15 protein-coding genes are annotated in these 16,173 nt (G+C 66.8%); 9 read left to right on the forward strand and 6 right to left on the reverse strand.

Annotation, left to right across the window (positions count from 1 at the left end):
* The first annotated feature begins 166 nt into the window (after positions 1 to 166).
* Entirely contained in the window at positions 167 to 1,459 is a 1,293-nt protein-coding gene (locus FBY30_RS08125) for an ammonium transporter (protein ID WP_142132406.1), read from the forward strand.
* A gap of 99 nt (positions 1,460 to 1,558) precedes the next feature.
* On the opposite strand, the gene FBY30_RS08130 is transcribed toward FBY30_RS08125, so the two are convergent.
* Positions 1,559 to 2,611 carry a glycoside hydrolase gene (locus tag FBY30_RS08130; protein WP_142132407.1) on the reverse strand — a complete coding sequence of 351 codons (1,053 nt, stop codon included), beginning with the start codon at positions 2,609 to 2,611 and terminating at the stop codon, positions 1,559 to 1,561.
* 196 nt (positions 2,612 to 2,807) lie between these two features.
* Positions 2,808 to 6,293: a DEAD/DEAH box helicase gene (locus FBY30_RS08135; RefSeq protein ID WP_142132408.1), complete on the reverse strand. Its 3,486-nt coding sequence runs from the start codon at positions 6,291 to 6,293 to the stop codon at positions 2,808 to 2,810.
* A gap of 213 nt (positions 6,294 to 6,506) precedes the next feature.
* On the opposite strand from FBY30_RS08135, the gene FBY30_RS08140 reads away from it, so the two are divergent.
* From FBY30_RS08140 to FBY30_RS08155, 4 genes are all read left to right on the forward strand, one after another.
* On the forward strand, positions 6,507 to 7,160 hold the full coding sequence (locus FBY30_RS08140) for a DMP19 family protein (RefSeq protein WP_142132409.1): 654 nt from the start codon (positions 6,507 to 6,509) through the stop codon (positions 7,158 to 7,160).
* An 87-nt stretch (positions 7,161 to 7,247) separates the two neighbouring features.
* The gene (locus tag FBY30_RS08145; protein ID WP_142132410.1) at positions 7,248 to 7,964 is read left to right on the forward strand and encodes a protein tyrosine phosphatase; all 717 of its coding nucleotides are present in this window, start codon (positions 7,248 to 7,250) and stop codon (positions 7,962 to 7,964) included.
* A 172-nt stretch (positions 7,965 to 8,136) separates the two neighbouring features.
* The gene (locus FBY30_RS08150) at positions 8,137 to 8,715 is read left to right on the forward strand and encodes an RNA polymerase sigma factor (protein WP_142132411.1); all 579 of its coding nucleotides are present in this window, start codon (positions 8,137 to 8,139) and stop codon (positions 8,713 to 8,715) included.
* Positions 8,708 to 9,445, forward strand: a complete 738-nt coding sequence (locus tag FBY30_RS08155) for a hypothetical protein (protein ID WP_142132412.1) — start codon at positions 8,708 to 8,710, stop codon at positions 9,443 to 9,445. The genes FBY30_RS08150 and FBY30_RS08155 overlap by 8 nt, the downstream gene beginning before the upstream one ends.
* Before the next feature lie 41 nt (positions 9,446 to 9,486).
* On the opposite strand, the gene FBY30_RS08160 is transcribed toward FBY30_RS08155, so the two are convergent.
* Positions 9,487 to 10,083: a COG4315 family predicted lipoprotein gene (locus tag FBY30_RS08160; protein ID WP_142132413.1), complete on the reverse strand. Its 597-nt coding sequence runs from the start codon at positions 10,081 to 10,083 to the stop codon at positions 9,487 to 9,489.
* A gap of 225 nt (positions 10,084 to 10,308) precedes the next feature.
* Between FBY30_RS08160 and FBY30_RS08165 the strand changes: the two genes are divergently transcribed.
* Both FBY30_RS08165 and FBY30_RS08170 read left to right on the forward strand, forming a co-directional pair.
* Positions 10,309 to 10,809 carry a sigma-70 family RNA polymerase sigma factor gene (locus tag FBY30_RS08165; RefSeq protein WP_142132414.1) on the forward strand — a complete coding sequence of 167 codons (501 nt, stop codon included), beginning with the start codon at positions 10,309 to 10,311 and terminating at the stop codon, positions 10,807 to 10,809.
* A complete protein-coding gene (locus tag FBY30_RS08170) occupies positions 10,806 to 11,459 on the forward strand; it encodes an anti-sigma factor family protein (protein WP_142132415.1) in 654 nt (217 codons plus the stop codon). Before FBY30_RS08165 ends, FBY30_RS08170 begins: the two co-directional genes overlap by 4 nt.
* 28 nt (positions 11,460 to 11,487) lie before the next feature.
* On the opposite strand, the gene FBY30_RS08175 is transcribed toward FBY30_RS08170, so the two are convergent.
* Entirely contained in the window at positions 11,488 to 12,306 is an 819-nt protein-coding gene (locus tag FBY30_RS08175; protein ID WP_142135035.1) for a DUF1206 domain-containing protein, read from the reverse strand.
* A 250-nt stretch (positions 12,307 to 12,556) separates the two neighbouring features.
* Between FBY30_RS08175 and FBY30_RS08180 the strand changes: the two genes are divergently transcribed.
* Positions 12,557 to 14,137 (forward strand): hypothetical protein, encoded by a 1,581-nt coding sequence (locus tag FBY30_RS08180; protein WP_142132416.1) that lies wholly within the window; start codon positions 12,557 to 12,559, stop codon positions 14,135 to 14,137.
* A gap of 5 nt (positions 14,138 to 14,142) precedes the next feature.
* Positions 14,143 to 14,589 (forward strand): hypothetical protein, encoded by a 447-nt coding sequence (locus tag FBY30_RS08185; protein WP_142132417.1) that lies wholly within the window; start codon positions 14,143 to 14,145, stop codon positions 14,587 to 14,589.
* A gap of 27 nt (positions 14,590 to 14,616) precedes the next feature.
* Here the strand turns inward: FBY30_RS08185 and trmB are convergent, their stop codons facing one another.
* Positions 14,617 to 15,540 carry a tRNA (guanosine(46)-N7)-methyltransferase TrmB gene (gene trmB / locus FBY30_RS08190; RefSeq protein WP_142132418.1) on the reverse strand — a complete coding sequence of 308 codons (924 nt, stop codon included), beginning with the start codon at positions 15,538 to 15,540 and terminating at the stop codon, positions 14,617 to 14,619.
* Positions 15,541 to 15,602: 62 nt separating this feature from the next.
* Positions 15,603 to 16,121, reverse strand: a complete 519-nt coding sequence (locus FBY30_RS08195) for a hypothetical protein (protein WP_142132419.1) — start codon at positions 16,119 to 16,121, stop codon at positions 15,603 to 15,605.
* Positions 16,122 to 16,173 lie beyond the last annotated feature (52 nt).

Below are 16,173 nucleotides of genomic sequence, written 5' to 3' on the forward strand. Positions count from 1 at the left end.
ATCATTTAACACCCCTGAAACCCAACTACAAATGGCCGCCATAGATTGAGACCAGACGGCAAAAGCCGCCCCTCCGCTGAACGTGGTATCTCCGTCCACGTCCCTCCCGGCGGAACGGCTCTGACGGCAACTTACCGCTCTGTTCGCATCTTGAAAGGGGTTTCCCATGGATTCGGGAAATGTCGCTTGGATTCTGGCCAGCTCGGCGCTGGTCTGCATGATGATCCCCGCCCTGGCCCTGTTTTACGGGGGCATGGTGGGGTCGCGCCGCATCCTCAACATGATGATGATGTGCGTCGGCGGCGCCAGCCTGGTGGCCGTCCTCTGGGCTTTGTTCGGGTACTCGATGGCGTTCGGGAACTCCGTGGGCGGCCTGGGCCTGATCGGTGACGTCACCGAATTCCCCGGCATGGGGCAGCTGCTGGCCAAGGACGATGCGGCTTCCATCCCGGTCATCCTGTTTGCCGCGTTCCAGCTGTTCTTCGCCTGCGTCACCACCGCTCTCGTCGCCGGGGCTGCCGCGGGCCGGATGAAGTTCGGCGCGTGGATGCTGTTCGCGGGCATCTGGGCCACGATTGTCTACTTCCCCATCGCACACTGGGTTTTCGCCTTCGATTCGGCGGACGGCAGTTCCATGGGCGGCTGGATCGCCAACGGCATCAAGGCGATCGACTTTGCCGGCGGCACCGCGGTGCACATGAACGCCGGTGCCGCAGCCCTGGCACTTGCACTGGTTCTGGGCAAGAGCTCCGGCTGGCCCAAGGTGGAACACGCCAAGCCGCACAGCCGTCCGCTGGTGCTGCTGGGTGCAGGGCTGCTTTGGGTGGGCTGGTTCGGGTTCAACGCCGGCTCCGCCCTCTCTGCCGGCCAGTCGGCAGCGGTGGTGTTCCTCAATACCGCGGTGGCAGCTTCCACCGGCCTGCTGGCCTGGGCGCTCGTGGAGCGGTTCCGCCACGGCGCGGCCACCAGCATGGGCGCAGCCTCCGGCCTGGTCGCCGCGCTGGTGGCCATCACCCCGGCCTGTGGCGCGGTCAGCCCGCTGGGTGCACTGGCCATCGGTGCGATCGCCGGGGCCGTCTGCTCGCTGGCCATCGAATGGAAGTTCCGCTTGGGCTTCGACGACTCGCTCGACGTTGTTGGCGTGCACCTGGTGGGCGGCATCCTGGGCACCCTGCTGATCGGCCTCTTCGCCACGGACAAGGCCCCGAACGGCGTCAGCGGCCTCTTCTACGGTGGCGGGTTCGAACTGCTGGGCGTGCAGGCCCTGGCCACGGTTACGGTGCTGGCATACTCCTTCATCATCACATGGGTCCTGGCCAAGATCCTGGACAAGGCCATGGGTGGCCTCCGCATCAAGCCCGAGGACGAACTGCGCGGCATCGACCTCGCAGCGCACTCCGAGCTGGCGTACCTGATGGACGAGGACGCGGTGGAGCTGGGTTCTCCGCAGCGGGTCTAGTCCCAGCCCAACAGTCAGGGCCAAACCTTGGACCGGTGCCGGCAGCCGCCGGCTTATAGTTCCGGGGTTTGGCCCTTCTGCGTGTCGAGCACCCAGCGCTTAGTGTTCGGTACAAACCAGAATTCCGTCGCGCACTTCCAGCACGGCTGCCCGGACGTGGCTGAGGCGGGTGCGCGGGTCGGGCGCCATGGTGTCGATGTCCTCACCGCCCCAGTAGGGATGCGTGAAGTAGACCAGTAGCGCCCGCTGCGTGCCGCCGTCGAACGTTCCAGCCTTTGGTTCCTGCCCGGCACCGCCGGCGAGGGGCACCACGTCGGCATGGCGCCCGACGACGGCCCTTCCGTCCACCGATTCCGGCGCTGTGAGGAGCAGCCCATCGAGGTGCTCCTGCCGGACCCAGGTGCCGGCCGCATCGTCGGAGCGGTAGACCGCTTGGCCGCGCCATTCGTCCACGATCATCCAGTAGCTGCCGCCCAGCTGAAAGACCTTGGGGCCTTCGTGCGGCCGCCCGGGAATGGCGACGCCTTCCAGGGCCCACGACGACGGGTCCTCCGGCGTGCCGCTGACCGCGCTGTACGTGTTGGAGCCGCGGCCCTCGTCTTTGTACCAGAGCCGGTACCGGCCGTCCCCGCAACGGGCGACGGCCGCGTCGATTACCCGCGGCGAGTCCAGGTCGATGGCGCCCAGGTATTCCCACGACTCCAGGTCATGGCTGGCGAACTGGACGATTTCGGCCTTCCCGGTCCAGTCCGTCCGCCTGCCGCCCAGGACGGTCAGGTACATGATCCACCGGTCGCCAAGGCAGACGACGTCGGGCGCCCAGAGGGTTGCCGGCGTTTCCGTTCCCGGCGGGACGAGTCCCTCCACGGTTCCTTGGTAGCGCCAGGTTGCGCCGCCGTCGGACGACCGGGCGACGCCGATGCCGGTGCCGTGCACCCACTCCACCCCGGTCAGTCCCGGGGCGGTGGCGCGGCGCTGGGTATAGAAGAGCACCCACTCGCCCTCGAGGTGGTCCGCCACAAGGATGGGGTCCGTGGGGCCATCCCAGACCGGATCGCGGTAGGGGACGGTGAAGGCGTCCGGGCGCAGGGGCAGCAGCGGCGGTGCGGGCGGTTGCTTTGCCGTTCGTGGGGCTGTCTGCTGGTGGTTCACCGTTTTCTCCAACGTTGTAGTTTTGAGGTGGATACCAGCATAGGGTGTGATCCGCGATGCGGAAACGCATCTGCGCTGCGCAGATTCCTTCGCGCGGGGGATATACGGGCCGCGAAAAGGATTATGCGCATCAATTCCGAATGTGCGTGTCGAATCTGAAGTTCAGCATCGAAACCGCACTGCAGCCCCGGAAGCCCTACTCCTTGAACAACCCCGCCAGGTCCTCGGCCGTGATCGCACCGCCGGCCAGGGCGTCGCCCTCCATCACGTCCGCGAACAGCTGCGACTTCCGGGTCTTGAGCGCCATGACCTTTTCCTCAATGGTGTCCTTGGCCACCAGCCGGTACACCATCACGTTCCGGGCCTGGCCGATCCGGTGCGTCCGGTCCACGGCCTGCGCTTCTGAGGCCGGGTTCCACCAGGGATCGAGCAGGAACACGTAGTCGGCCTCCGTGAGGTTCAGCCCGAAACCGCCGGCCTTCAGCGAGATCAGGAACACCGGAGCCTTGCCGTTCTTGAATTCGCTCACCACGTCCGCGCGGTTCCGGGTCCCGCCGTCGAGGTAGCAGTACTCGATGTCCTCCTCGTCCAGCCGCTCCCGGACCTTGCCCAGGAAGCCGGTGAACTGGCTGAAGATCAGTGCCCGGTGCCCCTCGGCCACCAGGTCCTCGAGCTGCTCGAACAGCACGTCCAGCTTGGAGGACCGCACCGCGGCCAGGGACGGATCCACCAGCGACACGTCCAGGCTCAGCTGCCGCAGCAGGGTCAGCGACTGGAAGATGGTGAACCGGTTCTTGTTGACGTCCTCGATCAGCCCCAGGATCTTCTGCCGCTCCCGCTGCAGGTGCGTCTGGTACACCTTCTGGTGCCGCGGATTCAGCACCACTTCCAGGACCTGCTCCTGCTTGGGTGGCAGGTCCTTGATCACCTGGTCCTTGGTGCGCCGCATCATCAGCGGCCGGACCCGGCGCCGGAGCTTCTCCAGCTGCCCCTTGTCACCGTTCTTCTCCACCGGCTTCTGGTAATACTCGGCAAAGCGCTTGGGGCTGGAGAAGAGGCCCGGCGCCACGATGGATGTCAGCGACCAGAACTCCATCAGGTTGTTCTCCAGCGGCGTGCCGGTGATGGCCAGCTTGAATGCCGCCGGCAGCTTGCGTGCGCACTGGTAGGCCTTGGACTGGTGGTTCTTCACGAACTGCGCCTCGTCCAGCACCAGCCCGGACCAGGTGCGGGAGGCGTAGGACTCGTAATCGATGCGGAACAGGGCGTAGGAGGTAATCACCACGTCGGCTCCGGCCAGCACTTCCGCCACCTCCTGGCCGCTCTTGGCAAAGGTTTCGCCGACCGTCCGCACGGTGAGGCCCGGGGCGAAGCGCGCGGCTTCCGTGGCCCAGTTGCCCACCACGCTGGTGGGCGCCACCACCAGGAAAGGCGCGACGGCGGGAGGCCGGTTTGCGCCGTCCATAACGGGGTCAGCGGCAGCACCGCCGTCGGACGCTTCCAAGGCAGCGGCAGCTTCGACAGCCAGCTCCTTCGCCGCGCACATCAGTGCCAGCGCCTGCACGGTCTTGCCCAGGCCCATGTCGTCGGCCAGGATGCCGCCCAGCCCGTGCTTGTAGAGGAAGCTGAGCCAGTTGAACCCTTCCAGCTGGTAGGGCCGCAGCTCGGCGTTCAAGGTAGCCGGCAGGGGCAGTCCGTCGGTACCGCCTTCCAGGAGGCCGCCCACCGCGGACCGCCAGGCCGCCGCCTGTTCGTCGACTATCCCCAGTTGCGCCAGCTCGTCCCACAGCCCGGCCTGGAAGCGGCTGATCTGCAGCGGAGCGTCCTTGTTGTCCTGGAGCGACCTTGCTTCTTCGATCAGGGCCCGCAGCTGGTGCAGCTCGGGCAGGTCCAGCGAGAAGTAGGCACCGCTGGGCAGCAGCATCTTGGTCTGGCCGGCAGCCAACGCCGAAAAGACGGCGGCGAAGGAAACAGGCTGGCCTTCCAGGGAAATCTGGATGCCAAGGTCGAACCAGTCGCGCTGTTCCGTCGCCTTGGTGGAAATTGATACCACGGGCGCTTCCTCGGCCTCGCGGTAGTCCGCGATCTCGCCTGCCGTCTCCACGTCCACGTCCGGAGCCTCCCGCAGCCGGGGCAGCACTTCCTCCGTGAACGCCAGCGTGTCCAGGCCTGTCAGCTCGGCAGAAGCCGCCAGCCGGGGCGTGCCCCAGCCGCCGGTGGCCGATTCGCCCAGGGCGGGCACCACGTCCCACGGCTGGCCGACGCCCTCCAGGATGCGGGACTCGGCAGTGTCGTCACGGTAGCCGGCGTCACCGGGGTGCCGCCACAGCGGCTGCGCCGTGACCAGCTTTCCGGTTTTATAGTGCCACTCCCAGTGCAGCCGCACCCGGTGGTCCGCCCCGTAATTGGCCAGCAGCGACAGGGTGGGGACGGCGAGTTCGGGAAGTTCCACGGACTCGTCCCGCGCCGTCACCCGGGCCGTCTGCTTCAGTTTCGGGTAGAAGCCCGTCAGGAACCGGGATTCGTCCTTGGCCGGGATGTGCAGCGTGCTTCCCGCGGTGACGAACGCCAGCAGTTCCTCGCTCAGCCCGTTCTCGAGCGGGGCCAGGGTGATGGTTCCATTGGGATCGGGCACGCCCGGCAGTGACGCCTCCCCGGAGGTAAAGAACAGCCCATGCGCCGGCCGGCCAATCGTTCCCACCGACGCCGGATCAACCTCCGCGCCCTCAACGGTGATGGTGGGCGAAAGCTCCAGCCCGCCGTCGGACACTTGTGCCTTGGCGGCGTCCACCCCGGACGGCTCGGCCACCGGAGCCCCGTATCGGCTCAGGGAAAGCCCGACGGCGGCAGGAGACTCGGCGATGCGGACCGGCTCGGTGCCGCGCGAGTGGACCAGGGCGAGCCCGATCTTCCGGGCATCGGACAGCAGGCTCCAAAGGTTCTTTCCGGCATAGGAGTTAAGGCCCAGCCACAGTCCCGCGGAGTTGTGCATCCGGCTGGCGGAGGAGGAATGTCCGGCTAAAAACTCCTGCAGCCATTCCACATGCGCCTGATTCGATTCGCGCCGGAAGTTCAGGTAGCTCAGGGTGTTCCAGGAAACGTCGCCGCGGATCCACTTGCCCTTGGCGCCCATGATGACGGGCCGGACCTTGAGCTGCCGTACCCCGCGGACCGGATCCCGGCGGCCGGTGTAGGAGAAGTGCGGGGGCGGCTCCTCCACCTCGAACTGCAGGGCCAGCGGAACTCCACTGGTGGACGGGGCGGAACCGGGCTGGGAGATCAGCGGGCTGAGGGCCTGCTCCCAGTCGGAAAGGGCGGTGGAGGGGGCGCGGGACACCTGCGTTGCGGTGGACGGCGCCAGCAGCTGCATCCGGACTGAGGGGTTGTCCTCCGCAGCGAAGAGCAGGGCCGCCACATGCTTGCAGTCCTTCCGGACCGGGCAGCTGCAGACACCCACGGTGCAGCTCCAGCCGCCGGCCTTGCGGACCAGCTTGGCCGTGGTGGAATAAGGAACCTCAGCGCCGCCCCGGACCTTTCCCAGCATGAGGCCCGTGCCGCCGTCGAACGATATGCCCGAGACCCTGCTGGCCATGGCATACGCCAGCCCGGCCGCCAGCGAGCGGTCGTTGATGGCAGGTGTCTGTATTGCCAGATCCGCACTTTCGTCCGGTTGGGATGGCATGGTGGCACTACTTTCGGGAGGTCACGGCGGAGCCGGATCCGGTGGGAGGCTATCTGATCCATCTTAGTTCGCCACAGTGCGGGCCTTTGCCGGGCGCTTTCTCCGCCTGCCCCAAAAACTTCGCTTGGCGTTCACTTCCCGCCGGTTCAGCCGTGACCCTTCCCCCGTACCGTAAAGGCGTCCGGCGCACCACCACCTCCAGCAAGGATCCCCATGGCCGCCCTCACGCACCTGCCCGTTGTCCTCACCAGCAGCAGCATCGACGGCGGCAGGGACGAGGAGGTGGTGGAGGCCAACGCTGCGATCGTCAACGCCATGCAGCACGCCCTGCTGTTCACAAACGACATGTCGCCGGTTGCCGTCCGCAGCTGCTCCGTGGACTTCTATCTTGGGCAGGTACTGGAGGGCGGCTTCGCGCAGTATGCCGCGACGGCAGGCGGACGCTCCGGCGCCGCCGACGCACTGGTGCGCGACGGCATGGCAGCAATGGGTGCCGCCGCGCACCTGGACCTGTTCAACCGTGCAGTGGAAGCCTGCGGCACGGGAGCGGATCACGACTGCGTCGCGCGGCTGGCGCAGCTGGACGGCGAGTTTGAAGAGCTGCTGGAGCACGAAAACATCACCGCCCTCAACTCCGGGTGGCTGCTCTGCCAGCCGGACCTCCTGGTGCTGGATGACGAGGACATCGGCCCCTACATTCAGCGCGCGGCGTCTTTGTTGTCTGGCTTGGCCGGCAGGAGAGCGGCCGGCGCCGGCGCCGCAGCTTCACGGATCGCGGGAGCGCTGCGAGGCAGCCGGAGCGGACCGGCGATCCGGAACCGTTCCGGCGATTCGGGCGCAGGAAAAGAAAAACCCGGGCGTCCGTAACCTTTCTGCAACTGGGGGCGATGTAGTCAGTGATGGGCCCGCCCGGCGGGCCTAGTCCGATGTGTTGTCTAGGTTTTGGAGAAGTAAATGTCTGTGTTCACCGTTCTCGCCACCAGCAAAGTCGCCGCAGGGGTCCTGGCCGCCGGAACCCTGGCAGTAGGAGGAACCGGTGCCGCCGCCGTCTCGGGCGTCCTCCCCACCCAGGCCCAGCAGACCGCCCACGAACTCTTCGGTGCTCCCGCCCCCAAGCTGGCAGCGGAAGCAGCTGCTGACGCCCAGGCCACCCCGGCTCCCACTGCAACCGCCGCTGTGTCCGACGCCTTGAAGACCGCAGAGGCCACCGGTGACGCCACCGCCAAGGCTTCCGCCACCGCTGAGGCTTCGGACGAAAAGGTCAGCGCCGACGGAACGGACTCGGCAAAGGCCAACACCGCCGTTGACGCTGCCGGCCCCGCCGCCCTGGGCCTCTGCACCGCCTTCACCCACGGTGGCCTGGACGCTTCTTCCAAGGCGTTCTCCTCGCTGTCCATCGCAGCGCAGGGCGATGCGAACATCAAGAGCTACTGCGCCGACGTCGTTACCAAGGCTGATGCCGCCGCGAAGGCCGGTGCCGAAACCAAGGGTTCGGTGTCCGTCCAGGCTGAAAAGCCCGAGGTTCCTGCTGTTCCGTCAGTTCCCGCAGTTCCCGCCGTTCCGGCAGTTCCGGGTGTGGACGGTAAGACCACCGTCCCCGCTGTTCCTGCCGTTCCTGCCGTCCCGGCTGCGGGCAACGCGGTCCACGCGCCGTCGGTTTCGGCCCGCTAAGGCTCATTGGCTAGTCTGGACTGCGGCTTACCGGCCGCAGTCCGGTCGGCCGGGCGGGGCGCGCACGTTTGGCAGGGCGCCCGTGAAAGACCCGCAAAGAGGCAGCCGGATGACCAGGGGGGACTGGCAGTCCGTACCGGAAACCGGAGCAAGGCGTAGGCCAGCTTCCGGGATGGAGGAGCCGCTGGTGCTAGACACTTTGGCCCAAGAAGAGATCGACATATTCGACAACGCAGCCGGAACCGATCCGGCCGCGTTTTTCGCTGCTGCCTATCGAACCTTCGCGGGCCCGGTGCAGGGTTACCTGAAGGCGCGCGGACTGGATGATCCTGAGGCTGTCACCCAGGACGTCTTCCTGGCCTTCTATCCCCGGATCAGCAACCTCACGGGCGGCATGCAGGGAGCCAAGTCCCTGATCTTTTCCATTGCCCACGCCCGCATGGTGGACCACTACCGCCGGCTGGAGCGCAGGCCGCAGCTCACACCATACGACCCCCAGCACGACGGCCGGACCACGCCGTCGGCCGAAGACCACGCCGTGGAACTGACCGGCGGAGCCGCAGCCATGCTGGAAGGGCTCAGCGAGGAACACCAGGAGGTCCTGGCCCTTCGCGTCGTGGCCGACCTGTCCATCGACCAGGTGGCCGCCATCATGGGCAAGAGCGCCGGAGCCATCAAGCAGCTCCAGCGCCGGGCCCTGCAGAACCTCAAGGCACAAACGCTCAAGAGAAACCAGGCAAATCATGAGTGACACCGCAGGATCCCGCAACGGCGGGGCCATTGACCAGCTCCTGCTGGAGGCAGGCATGGGCGACGACGGCCAGCTCCGCGACGCCCTGGCCGACCTGCGATCCCTCGCAGCAGAGGCCCCGGCGCCCTCCGCCGAAATCGCGGCGCTGATGGCAGGCTCACCTCGCGCAGCTGCCGCAGCCGACACCACCGTGCTTCCCACCGCGGCCCAGCCTGCTGACGAACTCGCTGCCCGCCGCAAGGCCAAGCGCCGCATCACGCTCACCACGTTGTCCGTGGCGGCATCGCTCGCGGCCGGCGGTGCTGTTGCCGCCGCCTCGGACCAGGGCTTCCGCGACTCCTTCACCCAGCTGAACCATGCCGTCACCACTTTCGTGACAGGCTCCGGCGTGATGCCCGCGGGCAACACCGGCGGCGAGGCACCCGCGCCCAAGCCCGTGGCCCCCGGGCCATCGGCAACCAGCAGCCCGGACTCCGTTCCGGCGGCACCGGCGCCCGCTTCGGCACCTGCAGTCGTGGCGCCGTCGAGCATTCCTGCCCGGCCCGGGAACACTCCCACCCACGGAGCACCCGCGGAAACGCCGACGGGAGCACCGGCACGGCCTTCACTGCCCACGGATGTTCCCGGGGATGTCAAGAAGGGCCTGGAACAGGGCAGCCCCAAACTGCCTGTTCCGGTGCCCACGGAAATCCCGCTCCCGGGCAAGGTCCCGGACGTACCCCTGAAGTAGGCCGCACGACTGATGGGTCTAGGAGCCGGCGTTCGGCAGGCCTAGTAGCCCTGGCCTGCCGCCTTGATCATCGCGCCGGACGGATCCGACAGGTACCACACACCGCCCACGCCCTGGCCAAGGGTGTCGCCCGGTTTGGTGTCCTTCGCGAAGTAGTACAGCGGCATGCCGTTCAGGGTTACCTGCTTCTTCCCGTCCGGGGTGTTGATGGTGCCCACTTTCCCGGTCACTCCCTCTGCCGCGGGGGTGCCCGAGGTGGTGGTCAGCGGCGGCCACGAGACCAGGCAGGAACCGGTGCACGCGCTGGTGCCGGAGTCCTTGGTGTCCTTGGTGAAAAAGTAGAGGCTCATCCCTTTCGCGTCCACCACGATGCTGCCTGCCGTCGAGGACGCGGTCTTAAGGTCGACGGCGGCGCCCGCCTGGGATGATGACGCGGACGCTGACGAAGAGGTTGAGGACGGGCCGGCAGAGGACGCCCCGGACGATCCGGTGCCTGTGCTGCTGCCTGCTGTGCTGCTGGCCGCGCCGCCCGTGGCCGGGCTGGTGCCTGCCGGCGCTGTACCGCTGCTGCTGCCGCAACCGCTGAGGGTTGCCGCCAGGGCCAGGATGGCAAGGCCTGCCCCGAGATGTTGTTTCATGATGTGCTCCTTGGCTGTGATGTTCCCTGCCGGGACTTCGTGGCTAATGCCGTCATGGCCGGCGCCCGGACTCCTGTCCCTGGGCGCCTACCCCTACGACGCCGCCGGGTAAAGAATGGTTCACATCGCCGCGGAGCGGATTTTCGGAGCGGGGCCGTTGAACCGTTGGAGGGCTTAAGACGTGGTAACAGCCAGGAGCGCCGGGGCAACGATGGGAGGGCCGGGATGCCGCTCGACGACAACGTGGTGGAGACCATCTACCGTGAGCACGGCAGCGCCCTGCGCCGGTTCGTGCTCAGCGCCACCCACGATCCGCAGCTCGCGGAGGACGTGGTCCAGGAAACCGTGCTCCGCGTCTGGCAGCACGCCCCGGACGTCAACGGCAGCTTCCGCAGTTACCTGTACCGCACAGCCAGGAACATAATGATCGATAACTACCGCCGGAGCCGGCGCCGCCCGCCGGAGGCGCTGGAGGGCAGCCCCACCGATCCGGTCGAGGTGATGGGCCGCGTTGATGAGCTGCTCAACCGGGTGCTGATGGAGGAGGCATTGCTCCGGCTGAGCAAGGAACACCGGGACGTCCTGGTGGCCCTGCATTACCGCCGCTTCACGGTCAACGAGGCAGCGGTCCAGCTCAACATCCCCAGCGGCACGGTCAAGTCCCGCGCATACTATGCACTCCGGGCCCTGCGCACCATCCTGGACGAAATGGGGGTGGAACGGTGAGTGCCAATCCGCATACCCTGCTGGGCGCCTATGTGCTGGGCGGCCTCGAGCCCGCCGACCTTGCCCTCTTCGAGGCGCATCTGCAGGGCTGCGCCGGCTGCCGCAAGGAACTTGCAGTGCTGGAGAAGGTGCCCGTGCTCCTGGACGCGCTTCCCGTCCCCGACGCCGTGGCGCTTACCGACGCTCCCGGCAGCGAGGCGGCCGACCCCGGCGTCCCCGTCCGCCTCTTTGATGAACTGGCGCGCCGCCGTCGGACATCACGACGGCGATGGGCAGCGCTGGCGGGCGCCGTCGCCGCTGCCTGCCTGGCGGTGGGCCTGGCGGTGGGGCCTTTGCTGGCCCGGCCGCCGCAGCCGGATGCCACCTATTCCGTGGTGTCCGGGGGAGGGCTTCAGGTGAACATCGACATGGCCCGGAAGACGTGGGGGACCGAGCTGGCGGTCAGCGGCAGCAGTCTGCCGGCGGATGGGACGCTCTCGCTGTGGGTGCGTGACCGTGCAGGCGGGGAGGACCGTGCCTGCGCCTGGACGGCCACGCCCAGCGGAAAGGTCAAGGTCACGGGTGCAACGCCCATCCAGCTGGGCAGCATCTCCAGTGTGGAGCTGAGGGACGGCGCGCAGCACCCGGTGGCGGTGATTACGGTTCCCTAGGTCCTTCACCCGGTCGCACTCCAGCCGGCTATTTGGTCATCCTGGCCAGCCGGGCACGCATGATCATGTACGCGCCGTAGCAGACCAGCCCGGCGCCCACCGCGGCCAGCAGATAAGGGCCCATCGGCTGGTCCCGGAGGGCGCGCAGGCCGCCGTCCAGGCCGGTGGAGTCCTCCGGATGTTCCTTGATGGTGGCAATCACGATGAGCAGGCCGGTCAGCAGCAGCACCAGGCCCTTGGCCAGGTAACCCGCAACGCCCAGGGTGACCACCGCGGTCCTGGCCGGTCCGGAGGCCGGCATTCGCAGCTGCTTCTCGAAGGACTTTTTGGGGCCGCGCATGCCATAGGCGACGCCCGCGACCGCCACGGCCAATCCAATCAGCACGAGCAATGCCACCCCGCCCGGGGCCTGCACCATGGCGATGGTGAAATCGCTGGTGGCCTTGCGGTTGTCCCCGCCACTTCCGGTGCCAGTGACAAAGTGCCAAAGGGTCACGGCCAGGACGGCGTACACGACCGCCTGCAGGGCTGCCTTGGCCTTGTTCTTGACCTTTGTCTTGGTGGCCTGGTGGTTAAAGTCGAAAATCGCATCGCCCGCCTGCCAGAGCGACAACGCGGCGCAGGCCGCGAAGCTGCCCCACAGCAGGAACGGACCCACAGGCATGGTTGCCAACTCGGCCACTGCGCCGCTGAAATCCGCACTGCCCGTTCCACCCACCGCAAGCCGGACGGCGATGGCACCCACCAGCAGGTGCAGGATGCCGCTGGCCGCGAACCCGGCGCGGGCCAGGATCTCGAGGATGCGCGAATTCGTGACGTCCTCGGCCTTGTCGACCACCTGTTTCAGTTCTTCTTTTATCGTCTTTCCTTTGAGCAGGCGCGGTAGAGCGCTGGTGTGCGTGCCCTTCGTACAAGGGCAATCGTGCCACGTGGGCCGGGATGGTGGACAGTCGGCTCCCACATAGTCGCCGCCCGGAATGCCGCCGCATGGGGAGGCCGGGGCGATGGGGAGGGATCCCCATCGCCCGGTCGTGGTACCTGTGCAACCATAAGGACCAGCGATTGACAGGTACCGCACTCTTTTCCCGGGGGAAACCATGACTTTTTACGGCGCAGACATAAGCCAGCTGCGGGCGCTGGCCAAAGCGGCGGACCAGGCAGCGTCCTTGCTGAGCAGCCGTGCCGGCTCACTGCACAGCCAGATCCAGGCCGCCCCGTGGAAGGGCAGGGACGGTGAACGTTTCCGCCAGGAGTGGAGCGCCAGCCACCGGCCCAGCCTGGACAAAGTCGTCGCCAGCCTCCGGGAAAACTCCAAAATCCTGATGAAGCACGCCGACGAGCAGGAGAAGGCTTCCACCCAGGGCAGCGGCGGCTCCGGCGACAGCACCTGGGACCGGATCACCTCGTTGGCGACGCAGGCCAAGGAATGGTTCCAGGAGAAGGCCGAAGCCGTTAGGGCGCTGGCGGAACACCACCGGGAACTGGCGTCGGGGCTGGACCGGATGCTCAACGCCAGCCCCGAAGAGCAGGCGAAGTGGTGGGCCGGGCTGTCCGACGCCGACCGCAGATACCTGATCGAGGGCGAGGGCAGCGATGGCCCCTTCGCGGAAGACCTCATGCGCATGGACGGCGGCATCCCCGCAGCCGCGCAGCAGCTGGCCAAACAGCACCTTCAGGACCTGGCCAAGGCGGACATCCCGGTCTATTCGGAGACGGGCAAGGCCTCCATCGAAGCCAGGGTGGCCTGGGTCCATGGCGGTGCGGAAGTGGGGACCGAGGTAGTGGAGAACGCCGACGGGTCCGCCACCATGAAGGTGTACGGAAACCTGGGCCTTGGCGTGAATGACACCACCGGCACGGCGGGGGCCACCCTGACCGGGGAGGTATCGCGCGAGTACACCTTCGGGAGCGTGGAGGAAGCCATGGCTGCCCGCGAACAGATGTACCGGGACCTGCCGCCGGACAGCATCGGCGAGATCAAGGACGTGGCGGGCAATCCACCCGGCTACGTCCTGGACACCATCAATGACGCTGCCAAGGACAACGGTTCCATGGGACAGACGGACAAGGCCAAGGGTACGTTCTCCCTCAATGCAGAGGGTGAGGCCGGTACGGCATCCGGCGGGGGGAAGTTGGACCTGGCCTATGAGCGGAACCTGACGGACGGAACTTCCACAGCCAGCGGTGAGATCTCCGCGCAGGGCCAGCTTAAGCTTGACGGCCGGGTCTTCGAGGCGTCCGGCAAGGGCGGACTGCAGGTCAACATGGACAAGAGCAACAACATCGACTCCGTCTCGGTGTCCATGGACGGCACCGTGGCGCAGGGCGTCACCTCCGGTGTGAAGACAGAGGCCGCCAAATTCGATTCCACTGTCACGGCAGGAACCCAGGGCACCGTCAAGATCGACGTGGACTACTCCCCGGAGAACCGCCCCATCATTGACAGCTACCTGCGCAACGTCGCGCTGGGGAATGACACCGGCGCCGCCCGTGACGCAGCACGGCTTTACGAGGCGGGCTCCGCCACTGTCCAGGTGAACTCTGTGGTGACTGCAAAGAATGAGGCAGGCTTCGACGTGAAGCTGGGCGAGGTGGAGGTCAAGACCGAGAACCAGGCCACCACCAACGTTTCCACGTACTATAAGGTCCCCAACGACACCAAGCTCGAGAGGCTCTGAAACCAATGTCAGTGCACATCGAATCCCCGCTGGGCTTCACCGCAGACTTCCCCGAGCACACCCAGGTCCTGGATGAATCCACGGCCGGGCCCAACAGCGAACAGTACGGCCTGCTGAACGGCGTCCTGGTCACCGTGATCAAGGACGACACCTCCGTGCAGGACGCCCCACAGGCCAACGGCTGGGCGCACCTCATGGCGGGCTTCTACCTTGAGGAGCGCGGCGGGACCCTCCTGGCGGAGGGCGAACTGAACCTGCCCGGCAAGGCTGCCTACGGCGTGGTTGTTGGATATGACGACGACGGCGGACCGGCCAAGGTGGCAGCCACGGTAGGCGTGTGGGAAAGTGGGCGCTTCATCGGCGTTGTGGTCATCTGGCCCTACCTGAATCCGGAGGCAGAACCGCGGCTGGACATGCTCAAGGAGATCGTGGGCTCCATCAGCGTCGGCTGAACGTCCCGCCCGGGTTGGCCGGAAGGCTCAGCGCCGGCGGTAGCAGAGGTCGAAAATCAACCTGCCGGCCTCGTGGGCCTTTGCCTCGAAGCTGGTCCTGATCCGGCCCTCGAAGCGCGGTGCCCATCCGCCCGTTTCATCCACGCCTTCGTTGGGGCCGGTGTGTTCCGTGCTCACGGGCGCACCTCCCTCGCGGACGGGCGCGCCGCCCACCACGGATTCGACGCCGGACTGCCACACCTGGGTCAGTGGGCTTTCAGGGCCACGCCGCTCGCCGGTGTGCAGGTTCTCGAAGTCCGTTGACGCTGACATCACGTCCCGGACGTGGACGGCATAGTTGGACCAGTCGGTGGCGATCCTGAACAGGCCGCCCGGTTTCAGGGCCCGTGCCGCCAGGCTGGCGAACTCGGGCTGGATGAGCCTGCGCTTGTGGTGCCGTGACTTGTGCCAGGGGTCAGGGAAAAAGACCCACAGTTCGCTGACCGAGCCCTCGGGCAGCATGGTGGCCAGTACTTCCGGGGCATTTGCCTCCACCACCCGGACATTGTCCAGGCCACGGCTGTTGATCTTGATGATGGTGTTGGCCAGGCCCGGGGTGTAAACCTCCACGGCCAGGAAGTTCGTGTCCGGGTTCTGTTCCGCCGCATGGCAGATGGCATCGCCAAGGCCCGAACCGATCTCGACGATAAGCGGGGCATCGCGGCCGAACTCAGCCGCCGCGTCAAAGACGTAGTCGGGGTGGACCGAGGTGTTGGCCACGTGCCGCGGTACGTCGACGGCCCAGCGCTCGGCATGCTCAGCCCAGGCGGCCTGCCGCCGGCCCTGCAGTCGGGTTCCGCGGCGAACGAAACTGACCGGACGGCCGCCGTACGTGCCAAAGGAGGCCTGGGTTCCGGGCGTCACGGGCCTTGGGACATGCGGCTGCTGGGGGTTTTCAGGGGATTCGCTCATCCCTTCCAGAATAGCGCCGCGGAAACGGGCGGAGGATCTTGGTGACCGGAACATGCCTGTGGTCAGAAAACGCCGATGAGGTCGAGCGCCGGACCGAGGGCAAGGGCGAACACCAGACCGCAGATACAAAGGGCAACAGCCGCCGCGGACCAACTTCCTGATCCGCGTGGCAACTGTTTTAGCGCTGGGAGGGCCTGGCGGAGACCGAGCGAGGCGAAAAGGACCGGCAGGCTGAACAGCACGAAGGGCGTCACCCACGGCCTGTCGGAATGGCCGTTGTCCGAATAGGTCATCAACATGGCGAACATGGAAGCAGGCGCGGTGAGGATCATGCTTGCAGGGGCAAGGATCGCCAGGACCAGGGTGTTGGTGGCTTTGCTGTTGGCTCCCGCGTTGCCTGATCCTTCGTTTCCAGGCCCATTGTTGCCCGGCCCGTTGTTGCCGGCCCCGGTGCGCGTACTTTCTTCGCGTGCCGGGCCCGCTTCCGGTTTTGGCCCTTTTTCCATGATGCTCCCCTCGGTTGATGCAGCCAGTTGCGCGGCCGCGGCTGCTTTCAACCTATGAAGTTGCAGGAAAGGCAAGAAGCCGCCTCTTCCCCTATGTGGAAAACCCGCATCTGCGGTCTCCTGCAAG

It is taken from the genome of Arthrobacter sp. SLBN-83 (genome assembly GCF_006715285.1).
Taxonomy (GTDB): Bacteria; Actinomycetota; Actinomycetes; order Actinomycetales; family Micrococcaceae; genus Arthrobacter.

Coding starts and splice junctions, on each gene's coding strand:
- FBY30_RS08140 (WP_142132409.1), top strand. CDS start 6,507: ATGGCCGCCCTCACGCACCTGCCCGTTGTCCTCACCAGCAGCAGCATC.
- trmB (WP_142132418.1), bottom strand. CDS start 15,540: ATGAGCGAATCCCCTGAAAACCCCCAGCAGCCGCATGTCCCAAGGCCC.
- FBY30_RS08125 (WP_142132406.1), top strand. CDS start 167: ATGGATTCGGGAAATGTCGCTTGGATTCTGGCCAGCTCGGCGCTGGTC.
- FBY30_RS08180 (WP_142132416.1), top strand. CDS start 12,557: ATGACTTTTTACGGCGCAGACATAAGCCAGCTGCGGGCGCTGGCCAAA.
- FBY30_RS08150 (WP_142132411.1), top strand. CDS start 8,137: ATGGAGGAGCCGCTGGTGCTAGACACTTTGGCCCAAGAAGAGATCGAC.
- FBY30_RS08135 (WP_142132408.1), bottom strand. CDS start 6,293: ATGCCATCCCAACCGGACGAAAGTGCGGATCTGGCAATACAGACACCT.
- FBY30_RS08165 (WP_142132414.1), top strand. CDS start 10,309: ATGCCGCTCGACGACAACGTGGTGGAGACCATCTACCGTGAGCACGGC.
- FBY30_RS08155 (WP_142132412.1), top strand. CDS start 8,708: ATGAGTGACACCGCAGGATCCCGCAACGGCGGGGCCATTGACCAGCTC.
- FBY30_RS08185 (WP_142132417.1), top strand. CDS start 14,143: ATGTCAGTGCACATCGAATCCCCGCTGGGCTTCACCGCAGACTTCCCC.
- FBY30_RS08145 (WP_142132410.1), top strand. CDS start 7,248: ATGTCTGTGTTCACCGTTCTCGCCACCAGCAAAGTCGCCGCAGGGGTC.
- FBY30_RS08160 (WP_142132413.1), bottom strand. CDS start 10,083: ATGAAACAACATCTCGGGGCAGGCCTTGCCATCCTGGCCCTGGCGGCA.